Raw genomic sequence first — 16357 nt, 5'->3', positions numbered from 1 at the left:
TAATAACCTCCAAAATTTTAAATATTTAAAGACAAATGTCAGATTTAATTATCTTAAATAACTAAATACTTGTTTTTAATTATTAAATCTGATTTAATATTAAATGTAAGCCTTTGCAGATAGAAAATCAAGTGAAAAATATTTTATTTAACATATTAATAGTTATTGTAGATTACTGAAGGTAATGGAGGACGGCTATGAAAGATTCATCAAGAATTAATGTGAATTTGATGAAAGATTATAATAAACAACTCGTTTTAAGAACAATTCAAAAATATGGACCTATTTCTAGAGTGGAAATAGCTAAACAGATTGACTTATCTAGACCGTCTGTATCTGAAATAGTTTCTATTTTGATTGAAGAACAATGGATTCAAGAAAAACCTTCTGAAATAAAAGTAAGAGGTAGACAGCCTATACCGTTAGATATTAATAAAGAGAAGAAAGTTATAGTCGGTTTAGAAATTGGTGCTTACTCAACAAAAATTATCGTAAGTAATTTGAAGGCTGAAATATTAGATCAAATTCAAATAGAAATGAACAAGCAAAAGGATCCAAATTCAACCATTGAATATTTAGGTGAGCAAATTAAATTAATTGCAAATAAGTATAAAGCAAAACAAATTGAAGTATTAGGTATAGGTGTTGGAATGCATGGTCTTGTAGATACTAAAGAAGGTAAGAATATTTTTGCACCTAATTTAGGTTGGGAAAATATTGAGATTAAAAAGATTCTAGAAAGCATAACACAACTCAAAGTAATAATTGATAATGACTGTAATAGCGCTGCACTGGCGGAGATGTGGTTTGGCCAAGGAAAAGATGAAACGAATTTCATCTCAGTCCTGGTAGATTATGGAGTGGGCGCAAGTATTATCAACAATGGCTCCATATTTAAAGGTACACATCATGTAACGGGTCAAATTGGGCACGTAACAATCGATCCAGATGGTCCATTATGTTCATGTGGGAATTATGGTTGCTTAGAGACGTTTACATCTGAAACAGCTATTTTGAAAATGTTAAAACGTAAATTGAAATTAGGTGAAAGTAATGTATTTTCAATGCAGAATATAAACATTGATGACTTGAATATAGATGACTTTTATAACGCAGTAAACAAAGGTGATGAACTTTGCATCGATATAGCAAAAGAAGTTGGAAGAAATTTAGGATTAGGTTTTACAATTTTAATCAATTTGTTCGGACCTAAGTTTATTGTGTTAGGAGGTAGCTTAACTAAAATCAGTGACATTTTGCTACCGATTATTAAAGAAGTTATTCAATTTAAGGTAATGGGTGAAGAAGCTAAAAAAACACCTATCATTACATCAGCACTAGGTGAGAATTTGTATACGATAGGTGCAGCTTCTTTAATTGTTGAAGACATATTTACTTTGCCAAAACCAAATAAATAAAAATAGGGAGGATTTATAATGGCTAATTTAAACGAACAAGTCGTAATAGTAACAGGATCAGGAAAAGGTATAGGAAAAGGTATTGCTAAGCAATTGGGTCATAAAGGAGCAAAAATAGTAGTAGCTACTATTGATGCAGATTTTGGTAAAGAAACGGTTGAAGAAATTATTCAAGATGGTGGAGATGCATATTTTGTAGAAACTGATGTCTCTAAAGAAGAAAGTATAATAAATATGGTAGAAGAAACAGTGAAGCATTATGGAAAAATTAATACGCTTGTTAACAATGCAGGTATTACGGTATTTAAATCTATTGAAGAAGCAACTGTAGAAGATTGGGATTCAATTATTAATATCGACTTAAGAGGTACATTCTTATGCTCAAAACACGTAATTCCAGAAATGAAAAAACAAAACGGTGGTTCTATTATTAATATTTCTTCTAACCATTCAATCGCTACATTACCTGATACAGACATGTATGCCGCTGCTAAAGGTGGTGTAAATGGTATGACAAGAGGAATGGCGTTGAGCTTAGGTAAATATAATATTCGAGTAAATGCTATTTGCCCTGGATTTACAAATACTGCCCACTTAAAAAATTGGTTTGATTCAATGGATAATGAAGAGGAAGTTAGACAAGGTGTCTTAGATTTACATGCTACTTCAAGAATTAACGAACCAGAAGATATTGGCAAATTAGCTCAATACTTGGCTTCAGATGATTCTGAAATGATGACAGGTGAGCACTTAGTTATCGATGGTGGTTTATCAGCTCGCTTATATAACGCAGATGGTTATTAATATTTAAGGAGGATTAGAATAATGGATGTATTATCGATAGGTGAAACGATGATTGCTTTTTCTCCAAATGAAGTTGGACCAATGCGCTATGCTCGTGACTTTTCTACTCATATAGCTGGAGCGGAAACGAATACGCTTATTGGATTAGAAAAACTTGGTGTAAGAACTGGATGGATTAGTCAACTTGGTAACGATGAATTAGGACATAGAATACTTTCATTCGTGAGAGGTGAGGGTATTAATGTAGATTCAGTAAAATTGACTGATGAAGCACGCACAGGCATTTTCCTTAAAGAAAAGGCACGATATGACCAAACACATGTACATTATTATAGAAATGATTCAGCTGCTAGCATAATGTCAAAAGATAATATTGATAAAAGTTATATATCACAATTTAAATATTTATATATAACAGGTATTACACCAGCATTAAGTGAAAACTGTAAAGAAGCTGTTCTTTATTTAATTAATGTCGCTAAAGAACTAGGTTTAAAAGTTATTTTTGATCCAAATTTAAGATTAAAGTTATGGAGCGAAGAAGAAGCAAGAGAAACTTTACTTAATATTATTTCTTTAAGTGATATTGTTTTACCTGGTATAAGTGAAGGAGAATTTTTATTTAATGAGAAATCTGAAGATAAAATCGCTCAACATATTGTTGATTTAGGACCTTCAACAGTTATTGTAAAGTTAGGAGAAAAAGGTGCATACTATCAAACCCGAAATGAATCTGGTTATGCGAAAGCATCTAAAGAAATAGAAGTAGTTGACCCTGTAGGTGCTGGAGATGGTTTTGCAGCTGGATATATAGCAGGATTTATTAACGGATTATCATTACATGATGCTGTGGAGCAAGCATGTAATGCAGGTGCTCTCGTTACTACGGTCAAAGGTGATGTAGAAGGATTGCCAAGTAAGAATGAACTTGAGCAATTCAAAAATCAAGATAAAACAGATGATGTTATTAGATAAGGAGCTGTCAAAATGGACACTTTAAATACAATAAAAGAAACTAAAATTATAGCAATCATAAGAAACGCAAAGCCTGATGATATTTTACCAATTGTTAAAAGTTTATATAAATCAGGTATTCGAGCAATTGAAATCACAATGAATTCTCCTAAAGCTTTAGAATCTATCGAACTAGTTGCTACTGAGATGAAGGATAAAGTCGTTGTTGGTGCAGGCACAGTATTAGATGCAGAATCAGCAAGACTAGCGATATTGAGTGGAGCTACGTTTATTTTATCGCCAACACTGAATAAAGAAACAATACAAATGACTAAAAAATATGGGGCAGTGAGCATACCAGGTGCATTATCTCCTACTGAGATTTTAGATGCATATGAGTATGGTGGAGATATTATTAAAGTATTTCCTACAACATCTATGGGGCCAGAATATATTAAAGATTTACAAGGGCCTTTACCACAAATTCCATTGTTACCGACGGGTGGTATTGATTTAAATAATATTGAGCAATTTATGAAAGCTGGCGCTGTTGGCGTTGGATTAGGTAGTTCTTTAGTGAATACTAAATTAGAAGCAAATGAAGAATATTATAAAAATTTAGAAGAAACAGCAAAACAATTTAGTGATATTGTACATTTGAAAAAAGGACGTGCATAAAATGAAAATTATTGATTATGAATTATTTCAAGTGCCACCACGTTGGTTATTTTTAAAAATTACAACGGATGAAGGAATCGTTGGTTGGGGCGAACCAGTAATAGAAGGTAAAGCAGCAACAGTAAAAGCAGCTGTACATGAGTTTATGCAACAATTAATGGGAGAGAACCCTTTAAATATCGAAGATCATTGGAATATGATGTATAGAAGTAGCTTTTATAGAGGCGGCCCGATATTAATGAGTGCCATCTCTGGTATTGATCAAGCTTTATGGGATATAAAAGGTAAATACTATAATGCACCAGTTCATGAATTAATGGGAGGCGCTTGTAGATACTCCATGAAAGTTTATTCTTGGATAGGTGGAGATAGACCGATAGATACTTCTAACGCTGCTAAAAAAGCGTATGAGAATGGATTTTCAGCTATTAAAATGAATGCGACAGAAGAATTACAATATATAGATAGTTTCGATAAAATTGAAAGTGTTGTTGAAAGAGTAGCTGGGATTAGAGAAGCGGTTGGCAATAATCTAGGCATTGGTATTGATTTTCATGGTAGAGTACATAGACCAATGGCAAAAGTGTTAGCAAAAGAATTAGAACAATTTAATCCGATGTTTATAGAAGAACCTGTATTGAGTGAGAATATAGAAGCGATAAGAGAAATGAGTCAGACAACAAGTATTCCTATAGCTTTAGGCGAGAGACTATACTCAAGATGGGACTTTAAACCAATTTTAGAAAGTGGCTATGTTGATGTCATTCAACCTGACTTATCTCACGCTGGAGGTATAACAGAATGTAAAAAAATTATATCTATGGCTGAAGCTTATGATGTTGGAGCAGCACCGCATTGTCCACTAGGTCCTATAGCACTAGCTTCATGTCTACAAGTGGACGCTACTTGTCATAATTCATTTATTCAAGAACAAAGTTTAGGTATTCATTATAATAAAGGTAGCGATATTTTAGATTACATCAAAAATAAAGAAGTGTTTGAATTTGATAATGGCTATGTCAAAATTCCAAAAGGTCCAGGTTTAGGTGTAGAAATCGATGAAGACCTTGTTAGAAAAATGGCTGAAAAAGGTCATGATTGGCATAATCCAGTTTGGAGACATAAAGACGGAAGTATTGCTGAGTGGTAAGTTTTTAACTTTCAAAAAATGAATATATTAAAAAGCCCTAATTCGTTTATTAAATTCAACGAGTTAGGGCTATTATTTTTAATTGATTTCTTTATATTCAAATACTTGTAAGGGATTAAATTTAATTAAGTAGTTTTCATACCACGTGCTTAACCCATATTTTTGTTGGTAATGTTCTAATACTTCGTCAATATATCCTTCTGATACGTCTAAATAATTACTTAATTCATATTTATTATGCACGCCAGATTGGTAGGCTTGAACAATATTCTGTAAAGGAATAATCTTTTCAAAGCCAAGTCGTCTTGCTTTATGTTCAAACTTCCATTTCCATAATTCGTTAGTATCTAATATATCTCCATATGTAATATCGTGATGGGCTAACTCTTCACCTAGAACTTCTAATTTTTCTTTGTCTGATAAATTGTCTTTCAACAAAATTAATCCATCTACATATAAACCTTTCATATCCTTTGGAAGATGATTGGTTTCTTTTATGACGATGTGTTCATTATTGATCAGTGTTTTTTCATATCTATTCAAAATATCCCCACCATAGTAATCGATTATTAAATATAGATTATTTGTTTTGATGCTTCAAAAAGTCTACATATTCTAATACTTTTTTTAACTCTTCTTCTGATAATTCTCCATCTAAATGTGCAGCTATTGTTTCTGCAGTGGAGTTATAAGATTGTTTTGTTTCCCCGTCTAATATATAACTGACACTTACATTAAACAATTTAGCCATTTCTTCTATTTTCTTCATCTTTGGTGCTTTTCTTCCTGTTTCCCAATAAGAAATGGATTGTTTTGAAACATTGAGTTCGTCTGCTAACTTCTGTTGCGTCCATCCATTCTTTGTTCTTAATAAACTAATTTGTTCCGAGAGTTTATTTTCAGACACCATAAGCTTCCCGCTCCTTAAATGTTTTATAACTTTATTATAACCAATAGTTATATTAATTCAAATAAAAAATAAAAAAATATAACCAAAAGTTATTGACGTCAACCGAAAGTTATACTATAGTGTAACCAAGGAGGTGATAGACATGGTTAAAATGAACTTCAAAACAAACAAAGTAGATTTGAATTATTCAGAAGATGAAAGGGGGTTAGGAGTTGATTTAGATAAAGTTAAACAATTCATTGCAATGATTGGTGGATTTTTAGGCGCACTATATTTAGCCTTAAACGCTTCAGGCATTTATATAGAATGGTTAAGCCCAGATAAGTTAAATGCATGGATGAATGTATTTAATACAGGTGTTCCAATATTGTTTGTTTTATACGGTATTTGGAAAAATACATTCATTATAACTAATCAATCTAGAGCGCAAGAAAAGTTTTTGAAAGAATCAGGAAAAAAATAAAAATGTAAAGGATGATTATATGTTAACAGCGATATCATATTTAACTAAGAAAGGATGGGAAATATCATCAGATCCAAGAACATTTGAAGATTATCCAAAGAATTATGGTTATAGAAATTATGTAGAAGATGGTATAAACTATGATGCATTTTGCAGTGGGTATCACAGAGCATTTGATTTTTTTAATAATAAAACTGACGAAATACCTGCAGTTGCAAGTGGAACAGTTATTTTAAGCGAACCATTCGGTAATTTTGGTGGGACGATGGAAATACGAGATAGCAATGGAAACGACTGGATTTACGGTCATATGCAAAGAGATTCTTTGAAATTTTCCAAAGGAGATAAAGTGATACAAGGAAATATCATAGGCTTACAAGGCGATACAAACTATGACGATAACCCTATGAGTGCACATTTGCATATTCAATTAAGAGAAAAAGGAACAGACATTACAAGTGAAGTATCAAGAGTGTGTAGTGGTATACCGATAGAAAATTATGACATTACAAAATTAAATCAAAAATTAGATCAATCTAAAAATAAAGGAGAAGTTAAAATGAGTAAAAAAATTATGATAGTTGCAGGTCACGGTTATAACGATCCAGGAGCAGTAGGAAATGGAACAAATGAAAGAGATTTTATTAGAGCTAATATTGTAGATAGAGTAGCAAACTACTTAAAACAAGCAGGTAATAATGTTGCAGTGTATGGTAAAGACCAAGATATGTATCAAGATACAGCATACGGACAACAAGTAGGTAACAAGACAGATTATGGGCTGTATTGGGTTAAATCGCAAGGATATGAAATCGTAGTAGAGTTTCATTTAGATTCAGCGTCGGCATCCGCAACAGGAGGGCATGTTATTATACCGAGTGGATTAGCGCCAGATAATATCGACAAAGCATTACAAGCAGCCGTTAAAAAGCATGTTGGTACAATTCGAGGTATTACAGAGAGAAGTGACCTATTAAATTGTAACGTTGCAAAAGCAGAATATATCAACTATAGACTTGTAGAATTAGGGTTCATTACTTCGACTAAAGATATGAATGCTATTAAGAACAACCTAAACCCATATACAAAATCATTAGCAGAAGCCATTCATGGAGCAGCGATTGGAAGTAAACCATCAACGTATACAGTTGTTGCCGGAGATACACTGTGGGGAATTAGTCAAAAAACAGGTGTTACAGTAGCAACATTAAAGAAATTAAACGGATTAACATCAGATGTGATACAAATCGGACAAGTATTAAAATTGAAATAGGAGGTATAAATATGGAGAATAAAAAAGAAAAAAATACCTTAAACATAAACATTACCCAATGACGGCCATCATTTAATAAGTTTATGCAAGGTATCTTGACTAAGTAAAATATAACACAAACCCCCACCATCAACAAGAAGATGGCGGGGGTTTTCTATGGAAATAAATGTATAAAACCTTATTGACAGAATATTATGAATTTATTATATTCTTTTTAATATAAATTAAAAAGAATATGAGATAATGCTTAAAGAATTTGAGACGAGGTGAAGTCAGTGGTAAAAAGAAAATTTGTTGTTGTTCTTCTAGTTTTATTATTTTCATGTATTGCTGTGTATTTCGCTATGTATACGAATGATAAATTGGATAGATTAAACCCATTCGTCAAAGAACAGTTGAGCTATGCAAAAGTACCTAATCATGAAAATATTGAGGAATTAAGAGGTCAGGCTTTAGTAGACGCGCAAAGATATGAAGATATTCAGTCTTATGATGAAAAGGGACGTGGAAATAGTTATTTATTAACTTTTACCGGATATGATCCTTCTCAAAAATATGTAAAAATTAGACATAAAGGGAAATGGGTTTATCATATAGAATACATTTCTGAAAATGAATATGATAAGAAGATAAATCAATATTAATAATATTGATGATTACATAAAAAAATTATAATTTGTAATTGAAACTAATATTTTATAAGACTAAGACATAAGAAAAATGTCTTAGTCTTTTTTTATATCGTTTTAATCATACAGACTGAACTATAAATACGCTATATGGTATGATGAATATGGTGATAAAATATGATAAAAATTGGGCTAACGGGTTGGGGAGATCATGATAGTTTATACACAGATCTTTCTAATAAAAAAGATAAATTAAAAGCTTATGCTTCTCATTTTCCTATTGTGGAGTTGGATGCGACTTATTATGCAATTCAACCGCAAAGAAATATTGAGAAGTGGATTCGTGAAACGCCAAAGAATTTTAGATTTGTTGTTAAAATTCACCAAGCTTTGACAGGTCATGCTGATGCGAAAGAATTTGCTGAAGACAAGAAAGAATTATTTAATTTATTTAAAGATTCTATGAGGCCTTTGAAAGCTTCGGGTAAATTAGCGATGATTCTTGTTCAGTTTCCGCCTTGGTTTGATTTACAAACACAAAATATTAATTATTTAAGGTATGTTCGTGAACAATTAAAAGAATTTGATGTATGTATAGAATTTAGAAACAGAACTTGGTTTCAAAATGATGTAAAAGAATACACTTTGGAATTTTTAACAGATATGAATTTTATCCATAGTGTATGTGATGAGCCTCAAAGTGGAGAAGGTTCAATACCTATGGTGAACCGAGTTACTCATGATATTGCTTTTGTGCGTTATCATGGGCGTAATGTTAACGGTTGGACTAAAAAAGATATGACTGATCAAGAATGGCGAGATGTTCGTTATTTATATAATTATAATGAAGCGGAATTGAAAGAATTAAGTGATAAAGTCAAAATTTTGAATCATAAAGCGAAAGACGTATACGTAGTATTTAATAATAATTCAGGTGGTCATGCTGCACAAAATGCTAAAACTTACCAAGATTTATTAGATATTAAATATGAAGGTTTAGCTCCTAAACAACTAAAACTATTTTAGAGGTGACGATGTGGCATATATTGTATTAATATTAATCGGTGCTTTATCAGCAATTATCGGTGCGCTAGTAGGCATCGGTGGGGGTATTATTATAGTACCTTCACTTGTTTATTTTGGTATAGACCATCAACTTTTATCTGGAATGACACCTCAAAGAGCAATTGGTACTTCTTCAGTAATTCTGATTACTACAGGATTAACAGCTACATTAGGTTATTTAAAAACAAAGCAAGTAGATGTTAAAAATGGTTTAATATTTTTAATAGGTATTATTCCTGGTGCGCTAATTGGTGCATATATAAGTAGATATTTAACGTTAGATTCATTTAATTTATATTTCGGTATATTTCTTATTATTATTTCTATCATTTTAATGATTAGAAATAGCGTTAAACCTATTAAATATTTTCAACAAGAGAAATATATGAAATCATTTACAGATCGCTATGGAGAAGAACATCGATATGGTATTCCACCAGTTGTAGCAATTATTTCTTCATTTATTGTAGGTATAACAACGGGTTTATTTGGAATAGGTGGTGGTGCTTTAATGACGCCACTTATGATTATTATTTTTAAGTTCCCACCACATGTAGCTGTAGGAACAAGTATGATGATGATATTCTTCTCAAGTTTTTCTAGTTCAGTCAGTCACGTTGTTCAAGGAAACGTATTATGGGTCCACGCGATTGTATTGATTATTTCTAGTTATTTTGGGGCCAAAATAGGCGTGAGAATTAATAGTAAAATTAAATCAGATACAGTTGTTTTAATTTTGAGATTTACGATGTTAATTTTAGGTATATATTTGATTGTAAAAAGTATTCTTTAAGGAGTTGAACTTGTGAAACTCACGATATTCCATACGAACGATATTCATAGCCATTTAGATACATACGCTAAAATATCTAAGTACATTAAAACACAAAGAAAAAACATTAATCATGACACGATATACATTGATATTGGTGATCATATAGATTTATTTCATCCATTAACTGAAGCTTCACAAGGTACAGAAAACGTAAAAATATTAAACGATAGCGGGGTTGATGTTGCGACTATCGGTAATAATGAGGGTATGACTATTTCTCATGATGCATTAAATCGATTATACGATGATGCAAAATTTGATATAACATGCTGTAATTTATTTGATTTTGAAGGTGAATTACCACGTAACATCACTTCACATATTATTAAAGAAGTGAACGGATTAAAAATCTGCATGATAGGTTTGACTGCTCCTTTTAATCATTTTTATGAAACTCTAGGCTGGAAAGTCACGACGCCATTACTTGCTTTAAAAAATGAAATAGCTCAAGTTGAAGGGGATTATGATGTATTATTGGTTCTTAGTCATGTTGGCATATTCTTTGATGAGCAATTATGTGAAGAATGTCCTGAAATTGATATTATTTTTGGAGCGCATACACATCACTATTTTGAAAATGGTGAAATGAAGAATGGCGTGTTGATGGCTGCCGCTGGAAAGTACGGACATTATGTAGGTCAAGTAGATTTAGAAATAAAAAATAAAAAAATTATAAAAAAAGAAGCGCATATATTAAATAGTGATGAATTAGAACACGTTAATAATGATTATGAAGAAAAGGGCAGAACCTTGCTCAACAGACCAGTTTTAAATAGAAGTTTTTCTTTGCCAAGAAGGTTAAATAGTGCAAGTTATACAACAGATTTGCTTTGTGAAAGTGTGTTAGAATTTACTGAAGCAGACTGTGCGATTATAAATGCAGGCCTTATAGTGAAAGAGAAGTCTGGTAATGAATTAACAGAATTTGATATTCATCAAATGTTACCTCATCCTATTAATACAGCTACGATTGATCTCAAAGGGACTGAACTCAAACAAATCATATATAAAGCGATGGAACAATCTTATATTGATGAAGTGGCAATTGGGTTTGGATTTAGAGGAGATATATTTGGAGGATATGTATTTAAAAATATCGGCTACATTGAGTCGACAGGACAATGTTTTGTAAAAGGCGAAGAAGTTCAAGATAATCAATATTATAAATTGGGCACAATCGATATGTATACATTCGGAAGATATTTCCCTATACTGAAAGATATGGAAATAAATTATATTATGCCAGAGTTCTTAAGAAATATTTTTGAACAAAAATTATTACAAATTGAAAAGTAAATGTAAATGGGATTTTCATTTGTAACTATTTTCGGTATAATGTACGAAGATGAAAATACTAATAGAAGGGTGTTCACGTATATGGCTACTAAAAATGAAGAAATATTACGTAAACCGGATTGGCTAAAGATTAAGTTAAACACTAACAAAAACTACACTGGCTTGAAAAAAATGATGCGAGAAAAGAATCTTCATACTGTTTGTGAAGAAGCAAAATGTCCAAACATTCATGAATGTTGGGGTGAAAGACGTACCGCTACATTTATGATTTTAGGAGCAGTGTGTACAAGAGCTTGTCGTTTTTGTGCTGTTAAAACTGGTCTACCGAATGAACTTGATTTAGAAGAACCACAACGTGTAGCAGAATCTGTTCAATTGATGAATTTAAAGCATGTTGTTATTACAGCAGTTGCTAGAGATGACTTAAAAGATGCAGGTTCAAATGTTTATGCAGAAACAGTTCGTAAAGTAAGAGAATTAAATCCTTATACTACTATTGAAATTTTACCATCAGATATGGGAGGTAGCTATGAAGCACTTGAAACGCTAATGGCTGCTCAACCAGATATTTTAAACCATAATATTGAAACAGTAAGACGTTTAACTCCAAGAGTTAGAGCGCGTGCTAAATATGATCGTACGTTAGAATTTTTAAGACGTTCTAAAGAAATGTATCCAGATATTCCTACTAAATCAAGCTTAATGGTTGGTTTAGGTGAAACTGTCGAAGAAATATATGAAACTATGGATGATTTACGTGCAAATGATGTAGATATTATGACGATTGGACAATATTTACAACCATCTCGTAAACATTTAAAAGTTCAAAAATATTATACACCTTTAGAATTTGGTAAACTTAGAAAAGTAGCAATGGAAAAAGGATTTAAACATTGTCAAGCAGGCCCAATGGTGCGTAGTTCTTATCATGCTGATGAGCAAGTTAATGAAGCAGCTAAAAGAAAGCATATACTAGGTGAACAAGCACTTAATAACTAATAAGGTGATTTAATGTTAACTAAAATAGGACAAGACTATTTTGAAGTAATAAAAGATGACCAAAAATCATTCGATGAAGAAAGATTTGCAGCGCGTTATTCTGAAATCTTAGATAAATATGATTTTATAGTCGGTGATTATGGATACGAGCAATTACGCTTAAAAGGCTTTTATTATGATTCTAATAAGAAAAGTGATGCCAATAAACGATTTTCATCTATACAAGATTATTTACTTGAATACTGTAACTTTGGCTGTAAATATTTTGTCTTAAGACGATTGTCTAAAGGAGAAATTACAAAGTTAACAGCAGAAGATGCTGAATTTGTTGATGAAGAAAGTAAATTGGATAATGTGAAAATTGAACCAACAATACAACAAAATAGTAAATCCGAAAACAAAGCACACCAAATAGAAACAGAAGAAACTGAAATAGAAGAAATCAAAGTAGAAGTAGAGAACGAAGAGCAAATAGAAATTGTTGAAGAAACAATTATTAGCAAAAATACTTTGAAAGATTATTTATAAAAAATAACAAGCTGAGACATTTATTTATGTCCCAGCTTGTTTCGTTATATATAAGGACAGTAATATTTTTTTTATTGTAGTTGGATTAATGTGATAGAAAATCTAATAAGAGGCGTGTAGTTGGATTAACGTGATGGAAAATCCAATAAGAAGGTGTGTAATTGGATTAATGTCATAGAAAATCCAATAAAAGTATGTTTAGTTGGATTAACGTGATAGAAAATCCAATAAAAGTATGTTTAGTTGGATTAATGTGATAGAAAATCCAATAAGAGGCGTGTAGTTGGATTAACGTGATGGAAAATCCAATAAGAAGGTGTGTAATTGGATTAATGTGATAGAAAATCCAATAAGAGGGCGTGTAATTGGATTAATGTGATAGAAAATCCAATAAGAGTTGAAAGGGTGAGACATCTTTATGTCCCACCCTCTTATTTTTATGGTTTTTTAATAGATAAAGCTAATTTTGTTTATTATTTTAATCTTTATCAAAAACTTTTTAATTATATATCAATTACTTCATGTAAATATTCTGTTACTTCTTCGCCTTCTTCTTCTGATAAACCTAGAACATGACTGATATAACCTTCTTCTTCTAAATCGTCTTTACCAATTATGCCAAAAGTATTATTTTGTGTGTTTAATACGATTGTCTTACCGAAATGACGATCTGTATAAATTAAAGTTAAATCATATCGGCTATGTTCGCCTACAAAACCTACGAACTGAATTTTTGCTTCGCTTTGGTCGTCATATAAAAACATTTCTATCATTGTTATGGCTCCTTTATTTTAAAGCTTCGTTTATCTTATTAGTATACAGAGCAATGCCTTACAATTCAAAATTATGATATCATAATAGATGAATAGGAGGGATCTACATGTATTTTGTAGATATTAAAACACTTAATCTTAAATTAGAATATTTAGAACAACTTACACAAGATTTTGAAACAGAAAAAAATTCAAAATATGCTTTAGAAAGAATCGCTCACATGATGATTGAATCTGTGGTAGATATAGGTAATTTAATTATCGATGCATTTATTTTAAGAGATCCGGGTAATTACAAAGATGTCATTGATATTATGGAATTAGAAAAAGTATTCCAACCTACAACTGCAGAAGAAATCAGAAACTCAATTGATTTTAGAAAAGAATTAACACGTAATTATGAATCAATTAACCACGCTGAATTAAGAAAAGGTTTTGAAAAAGCAGTGCCTTTTTATAAGCAGTCTATTGTTGATACGAAACACTTTTTAGAGAATGAAAATGTAGCCGTAACTGCATTTGGAGAAGGAGATAAGAATGAAAGATTATAAAGGTTATTTAATAGATTTAGATGGCACGATGTATAAAGGTTCACAAGTTATTGAAGGTGCCATTGAATTTATAGATTATTTGAATAAAGAAGATAAAGACTACTTATTTGTTACGAATAATTCTTCAAAGACACCAGAAGAAGTAGCGGAAAAATTAAATGAAATAGGTTTTCATACTTCTAGTGAGCATGTGATTACTACAGCTATGGCGACAGCTGGATATATTAGTGAAGAATCTCCTGGTGCAACTGTATACATGGTAGGTGGCACTGGACTTAGAAAGTCACTAAATGATGCCGGATTAATTGTTAAAGATGATGAGCATGTTGATTATGTTGTAATGGGATTAGATGAAGAAATTACATACGAGAAGTTAACTGTAGCTTGTCTTGCAGTTCGTAATGGTGCTAAATTTATTTCAACAAATAAAGATGTTTCTATTCCGAAAGAAAGAGGTTTTCTTCCAGGTAACGGTTCTTTAACGAGCGTAGTGAGTGTATCAACTGGCCAAACACCTATATTTATAGGAAAACCAGAAACTATTATTATGGAACAAGCATTAGAAAAAATTGGTCATGCTAAAGAAGAATGTATCATGATAGGTGATCTTTATGATACTGATATTTTAGCTGGTATTAATAGTGGTATAGATACATTACATGTTCATACGGGTGTTACAACATTTGAAGAAATTCAGAGAAAAGAAGTGTTGCCTACTTATAGTATTAAAAACTTACTAGAAATTATTGAATAAATTGTTTAGGAGATGAGAAGAATGAGAGATAAAATATTAGTTGCAAGATTATTACCTCAAGAGTTCATAGATCAAATGAAGCAATTTGCTGAAGTAGATGTTTGGGATAGCGAGTTAGAACCAATGCCCCGAGAAGAATTTTTAAAACGTTCTAAAGAGGCTACAGTTGTCATTACCACTCTTAGTGAAAAAATCGATCAATCATTTTTCGATTCTGCTACGAATGTTAAAGGTGTTGTAAATTTAGCAGTTGGCTATGATAACATCGACCTTGAACTAGCTAAAAGTAAAGGTGTAATTGTTACGAACACACCTGATGTGTTAACTGAAACAACGGCTGAATTAGGATTCACACTAATGTTAACAGCTGCCAGAAGAATTGTTGAAGCGGTAGAATACGTAAAAGATGGAAAATGGCAAAGTTGGGGACCTTACTTGTTAGCTGGTCAGGATATTCATGGTTCTACAGTTGGGGTATATGGAATGGGATCAATAGGTGAAGCATTTGCTAGAAGGTTAAAAGGTTTTAACTGTAATGTTCTTTATCATAATCGTTCCAGAAAAGAAAAAGCCGAACAAGAATTAGGTGTAACATATAAATCAATGGATGATTTATTGACAGAAAGCGACTTCGTTGTATGTACAGCACCTTTAACAGAGGAAACAAAAGGTAAATTCAATAAAGAAACTTTCAGTAAGATGAAATCATCAGCTATCTTTGTAAATATTGGTAGAGGTGGACATGTCATCGAATCGGATTTAATTGAAGCTATTAAACAAAATGAAATTCGTGGAGCAGCATTAGACGTCGTTGAAAACGAGCCAATAGCAAATGACCACCCATTTTTAAATATGGATGAAATTATTGTTGTCCCACACATAGGTAGTAGTTCAATTGAAACGAGAAATAATATGGTTCAACTTTGCGTTGATAACGCAGAAAAAATTATAAATGGAGATTCACCAATTACACCGGTTAATAAATAGTTTAAATAAAAGCAGAGGATATTCTTAAATCAATAAGAATATCCTCTGCTTTTATGTTATAACAATTGGAAAATTTTAATAATATAAGTTCCTTTATATTTAGCGCTTTAAAGCTATTTAAACCTTTAAAAACAATGTAATCATATTCAATAAACTTCCTTTTAATTCAAGTTTTTTACATATTTTGATTGATAAAAATCTTAATTATACATATAATATAAAAATAGAATAAAAACAAAAGGAGATTATCAATGGAAAAAATTAGAGAATTTATTAACTCTGAGAATTTT

At 31.4% G+C, this 16357-nt stretch carries 18 protein-coding genes and 1 pseudogene; 16 read left to right on the top strand and 3 right to left on the bottom strand.

Features of this window, described 5'->3' with window-relative positions; genetic code table 11:
• Positions 1–197: 197 nt before the first annotated feature.
• Genes CD135_RS00615 through dgoD form a run of 5 tightly spaced genes read left to right on the top strand, consistent with a single transcriptional unit; the run spans position 198 to position 5004 of the window.
• Complete coding sequence (locus CD135_RS00615; protein ID WP_070044941.1) at positions 198–1418, top strand: ROK family transcriptional regulator; 1221 nt, start codon at positions 198–200, stop codon at positions 1416–1418.
• A gap of 18 nt (positions 1419–1436) precedes the next feature.
• Positions 1437–2222: an SDR family NAD(P)-dependent oxidoreductase gene (locus CD135_RS00610; protein ID WP_016999753.1), complete on the top strand. Its 786-nt coding sequence runs from the start codon at positions 1437–1439 to the stop codon at positions 2220–2222.
• Between the two features lie 21 nt (positions 2223–2243).
• A complete protein-coding gene (locus CD135_RS00605) occupies positions 2244–3197 on the top strand; it encodes a sugar kinase (protein WP_016999754.1) in 954 nt (317 codons plus the stop codon).
• A gap of 12 nt (positions 3198–3209) precedes the next feature.
• A complete protein-coding gene (locus tag CD135_RS00600) occupies positions 3210–3854 on the top strand; it encodes a bifunctional 4-hydroxy-2-oxoglutarate aldolase/2-dehydro-3-deoxy-phosphogluconate aldolase (protein ID WP_016999755.1) in 645 nt (214 codons plus the stop codon).
• Position 3855: 1 nt separating this feature from the next.
• Positions 3856–5004 (top strand): galactonate dehydratase, encoded by a 1149-nt coding sequence (dgoD, locus tag CD135_RS00595; protein WP_070044942.1) that lies wholly within the window; start codon positions 3856–3858, stop codon positions 5002–5004.
• 78 nt (positions 5005–5082) lie between these two features.
• Here the strand turns inward: dgoD and CD135_RS00590 are convergent, their stop codons facing one another.
• The gene (locus CD135_RS00590; protein WP_016999757.1) at positions 5083–5547 is read right to left on the bottom strand and encodes an ImmA/IrrE family metallo-endopeptidase; all 465 of its coding nucleotides are present in this window, start codon (positions 5545–5547) and stop codon (positions 5083–5085) included.
• 37 nt (positions 5548–5584) lie between these two features.
• Positions 5585–5914 carry a helix-turn-helix transcriptional regulator gene (locus tag CD135_RS00585; protein WP_026023660.1) on the bottom strand — a complete coding sequence of 110 codons (330 nt, stop codon included), beginning with the start codon at positions 5912–5914 and terminating at the stop codon, positions 5585–5587.
• Positions 5915–6056: 142 nt separating this feature from the next.
• On the opposite strand from CD135_RS00585, the gene CD135_RS00580 reads away from it, so the two are divergent.
• From CD135_RS00580 to CD135_RS00545, 8 genes and pseudogenes are all read left to right on the top strand, one after another.
• Positions 6057–6377 carry a phage holin gene (locus CD135_RS00580; protein WP_016999758.1) on the top strand — a complete coding sequence of 107 codons (321 nt, stop codon included), beginning with the start codon at positions 6057–6059 and terminating at the stop codon, positions 6375–6377.
• A 19-nt stretch (positions 6378–6396) separates the two neighbouring features.
• Positions 6397–7650: an N-acetylmuramoyl-L-alanine amidase gene (locus tag CD135_RS00575; protein WP_103268582.1), complete on the top strand. Its 1254-nt coding sequence runs from the start codon at positions 6397–6399 to the stop codon at positions 7648–7650.
• Between the two features lie 275 nt (positions 7651–7925).
• On the top strand, positions 7926–8294 hold the full coding sequence (locus tag CD135_RS00570; RefSeq protein WP_016999760.1) for a YxeA family protein: 369 nt from the start codon (positions 7926–7928) through the stop codon (positions 8292–8294).
• A gap of 162 nt (positions 8295–8456) precedes the next feature.
• Entirely contained in the window at positions 8457–9305 is an 849-nt protein-coding gene (locus tag CD135_RS00565) for a DUF72 domain-containing protein (RefSeq protein ID WP_016999761.1), read from the top strand.
• Between the two features lie 10 nt (positions 9306–9315).
• Complete coding sequence (locus CD135_RS00560) at positions 9316–10137, top strand: sulfite exporter TauE/SafE family protein (RefSeq protein ID WP_016999762.1); 822 nt, start codon at positions 9316–9318, stop codon at positions 10135–10137.
• 12 nt (positions 10138–10149) lie between these two features.
• Positions 10150–11475 (top strand): bifunctional metallophosphatase/5'-nucleotidase, encoded by a 1326-nt coding sequence (locus tag CD135_RS00555; protein WP_064211453.1) that lies wholly within the window; start codon positions 10150–10152, stop codon positions 11473–11475.
• A gap of 81 nt (positions 11476–11556) precedes the next feature.
• Positions 11557–12474, top strand: coding sequence for a lipoyl synthase (gene lipA / locus CD135_RS00550; protein WP_016999764.1), 918 nt, complete (start codon positions 11557–11559; stop codon positions 12472–12474).
• 12 nt (positions 12475–12486) lie between these two features.
• A pseudogene (locus CD135_RS00545) lies at positions 12487–12852 on the top strand (YutD family protein); the annotation flags it as partial.
• Positions 12853–13505: 653 nt separating this feature from the next.
• Here the strand turns inward: CD135_RS00545 and CD135_RS00540 are convergent.
• Entirely contained in the window at positions 13506–13775 is a 270-nt protein-coding gene (locus tag CD135_RS00540) for a DUF3055 domain-containing protein (protein WP_016999766.1), read from the bottom strand.
• Between the two features lie 107 nt (positions 13776–13882).
• On the opposite strand from CD135_RS00540, the gene CD135_RS00535 reads away from it, so the two are divergent.
• The 3 genes from CD135_RS00535 to CD135_RS00525 are packed head-to-tail and all read left to right on the top strand — an operon-like array spanning position 13883 to position 16067.
• The gene (locus CD135_RS00535; protein ID WP_070044943.1) at positions 13883–14326 is read left to right on the top strand and encodes a DUF86 domain-containing protein; all 444 of its coding nucleotides are present in this window, start codon (positions 13883–13885) and stop codon (positions 14324–14326) included.
• The gene (locus CD135_RS00530) at positions 14313–15080 is read left to right on the top strand and encodes a TIGR01457 family HAD-type hydrolase (RefSeq protein WP_064211452.1); all 768 of its coding nucleotides are present in this window, start codon (positions 14313–14315) and stop codon (positions 15078–15080) included. Before CD135_RS00535 ends, CD135_RS00530 begins: the two co-directional genes overlap by 14 nt.
• A gap of 21 nt (positions 15081–15101) precedes the next feature.
• Complete coding sequence (locus tag CD135_RS00525) at positions 15102–16067, top strand: 2-hydroxyacid dehydrogenase (RefSeq protein WP_016999770.1); 966 nt, start codon at positions 15102–15104, stop codon at positions 16065–16067.
• Positions 16068–16357 lie beyond the last annotated feature (290 nt).

This window comes from Mammaliicoccus lentus (assembly GCF_002902755.1).
Taxonomy (GTDB): Bacteria; Bacillota; Bacilli; order Staphylococcales; family Staphylococcaceae; genus Mammaliicoccus; species Mammaliicoccus lentus.
The sequence above is the reverse complement of the archived record's forward strand: the minus strand, read 5'-3'. Positions and strand labels throughout refer to the sequence as shown.

Bases quoted from the DNA above. Each gene is read 5' to 3' on its own strand.
- CD135_RS00615 (WP_070044941.1), top strand. From the start codon at position 198: ATGAAAGATTCATCAAGAATTAATGTGAATTTGATGAAAGATTATAAT.
- CD135_RS00610 (WP_016999753.1), top strand. From the start codon at position 1,437: ATGGCTAATTTAAACGAACAAGTCGTAATAGTAACAGGATCAGGAAAA.
- CD135_RS00605 (WP_016999754.1), top strand. From the start codon at position 2,244: ATGGATGTATTATCGATAGGTGAAACGATGATTGCTTTTTCTCCAAAT.
- CD135_RS00600 (WP_016999755.1), top strand. From the start codon at position 3,210: ATGGACACTTTAAATACAATAAAAGAAACTAAAATTATAGCAATCATA.
- dgoD (WP_070044942.1), top strand. From the start codon at position 3,856: ATGAAAATTATTGATTATGAATTATTTCAAGTGCCACCACGTTGGTTA.
- CD135_RS00585 (WP_026023660.1), bottom strand. From the start codon at position 5,914: ATGGTGTCTGAAAATAAACTCTCGGAACAAATTAGTTTATTAAGAACA.
- CD135_RS00580 (WP_016999758.1), top strand. From the start codon at position 6,057: ATGGTTAAAATGAACTTCAAAACAAACAAAGTAGATTTGAATTATTCA.
- CD135_RS00575 (WP_103268582.1), top strand. From the start codon at position 6,397: ATGTTAACAGCGATATCATATTTAACTAAGAAAGGATGGGAAATATCA.
- CD135_RS00565 (WP_016999761.1), top strand. From the start codon at position 8,457: ATGATAAAAATTGGGCTAACGGGTTGGGGAGATCATGATAGTTTATAC.
- lipA (WP_016999764.1), top strand. From the start codon at position 11,557: ATGGCTACTAAAAATGAAGAAATATTACGTAAACCGGATTGGCTAAAG.
- CD135_RS00540 (WP_016999766.1), bottom strand. From the start codon at position 13,775: ATGATAGAAATGTTTTTATATGACGACCAAAGCGAAGCAAAAATTCAG.
- CD135_RS00535 (WP_070044943.1), top strand. From the start codon at position 13,883: ATGTATTTTGTAGATATTAAAACACTTAATCTTAAATTAGAATATTTA.
- CD135_RS00530 (WP_064211452.1), top strand. From the start codon at position 14,313: ATGAAAGATTATAAAGGTTATTTAATAGATTTAGATGGCACGATGTAT.
- CD135_RS00525 (WP_016999770.1), top strand. From the start codon at position 15,102: ATGAGAGATAAAATATTAGTTGCAAGATTATTACCTCAAGAGTTCATA.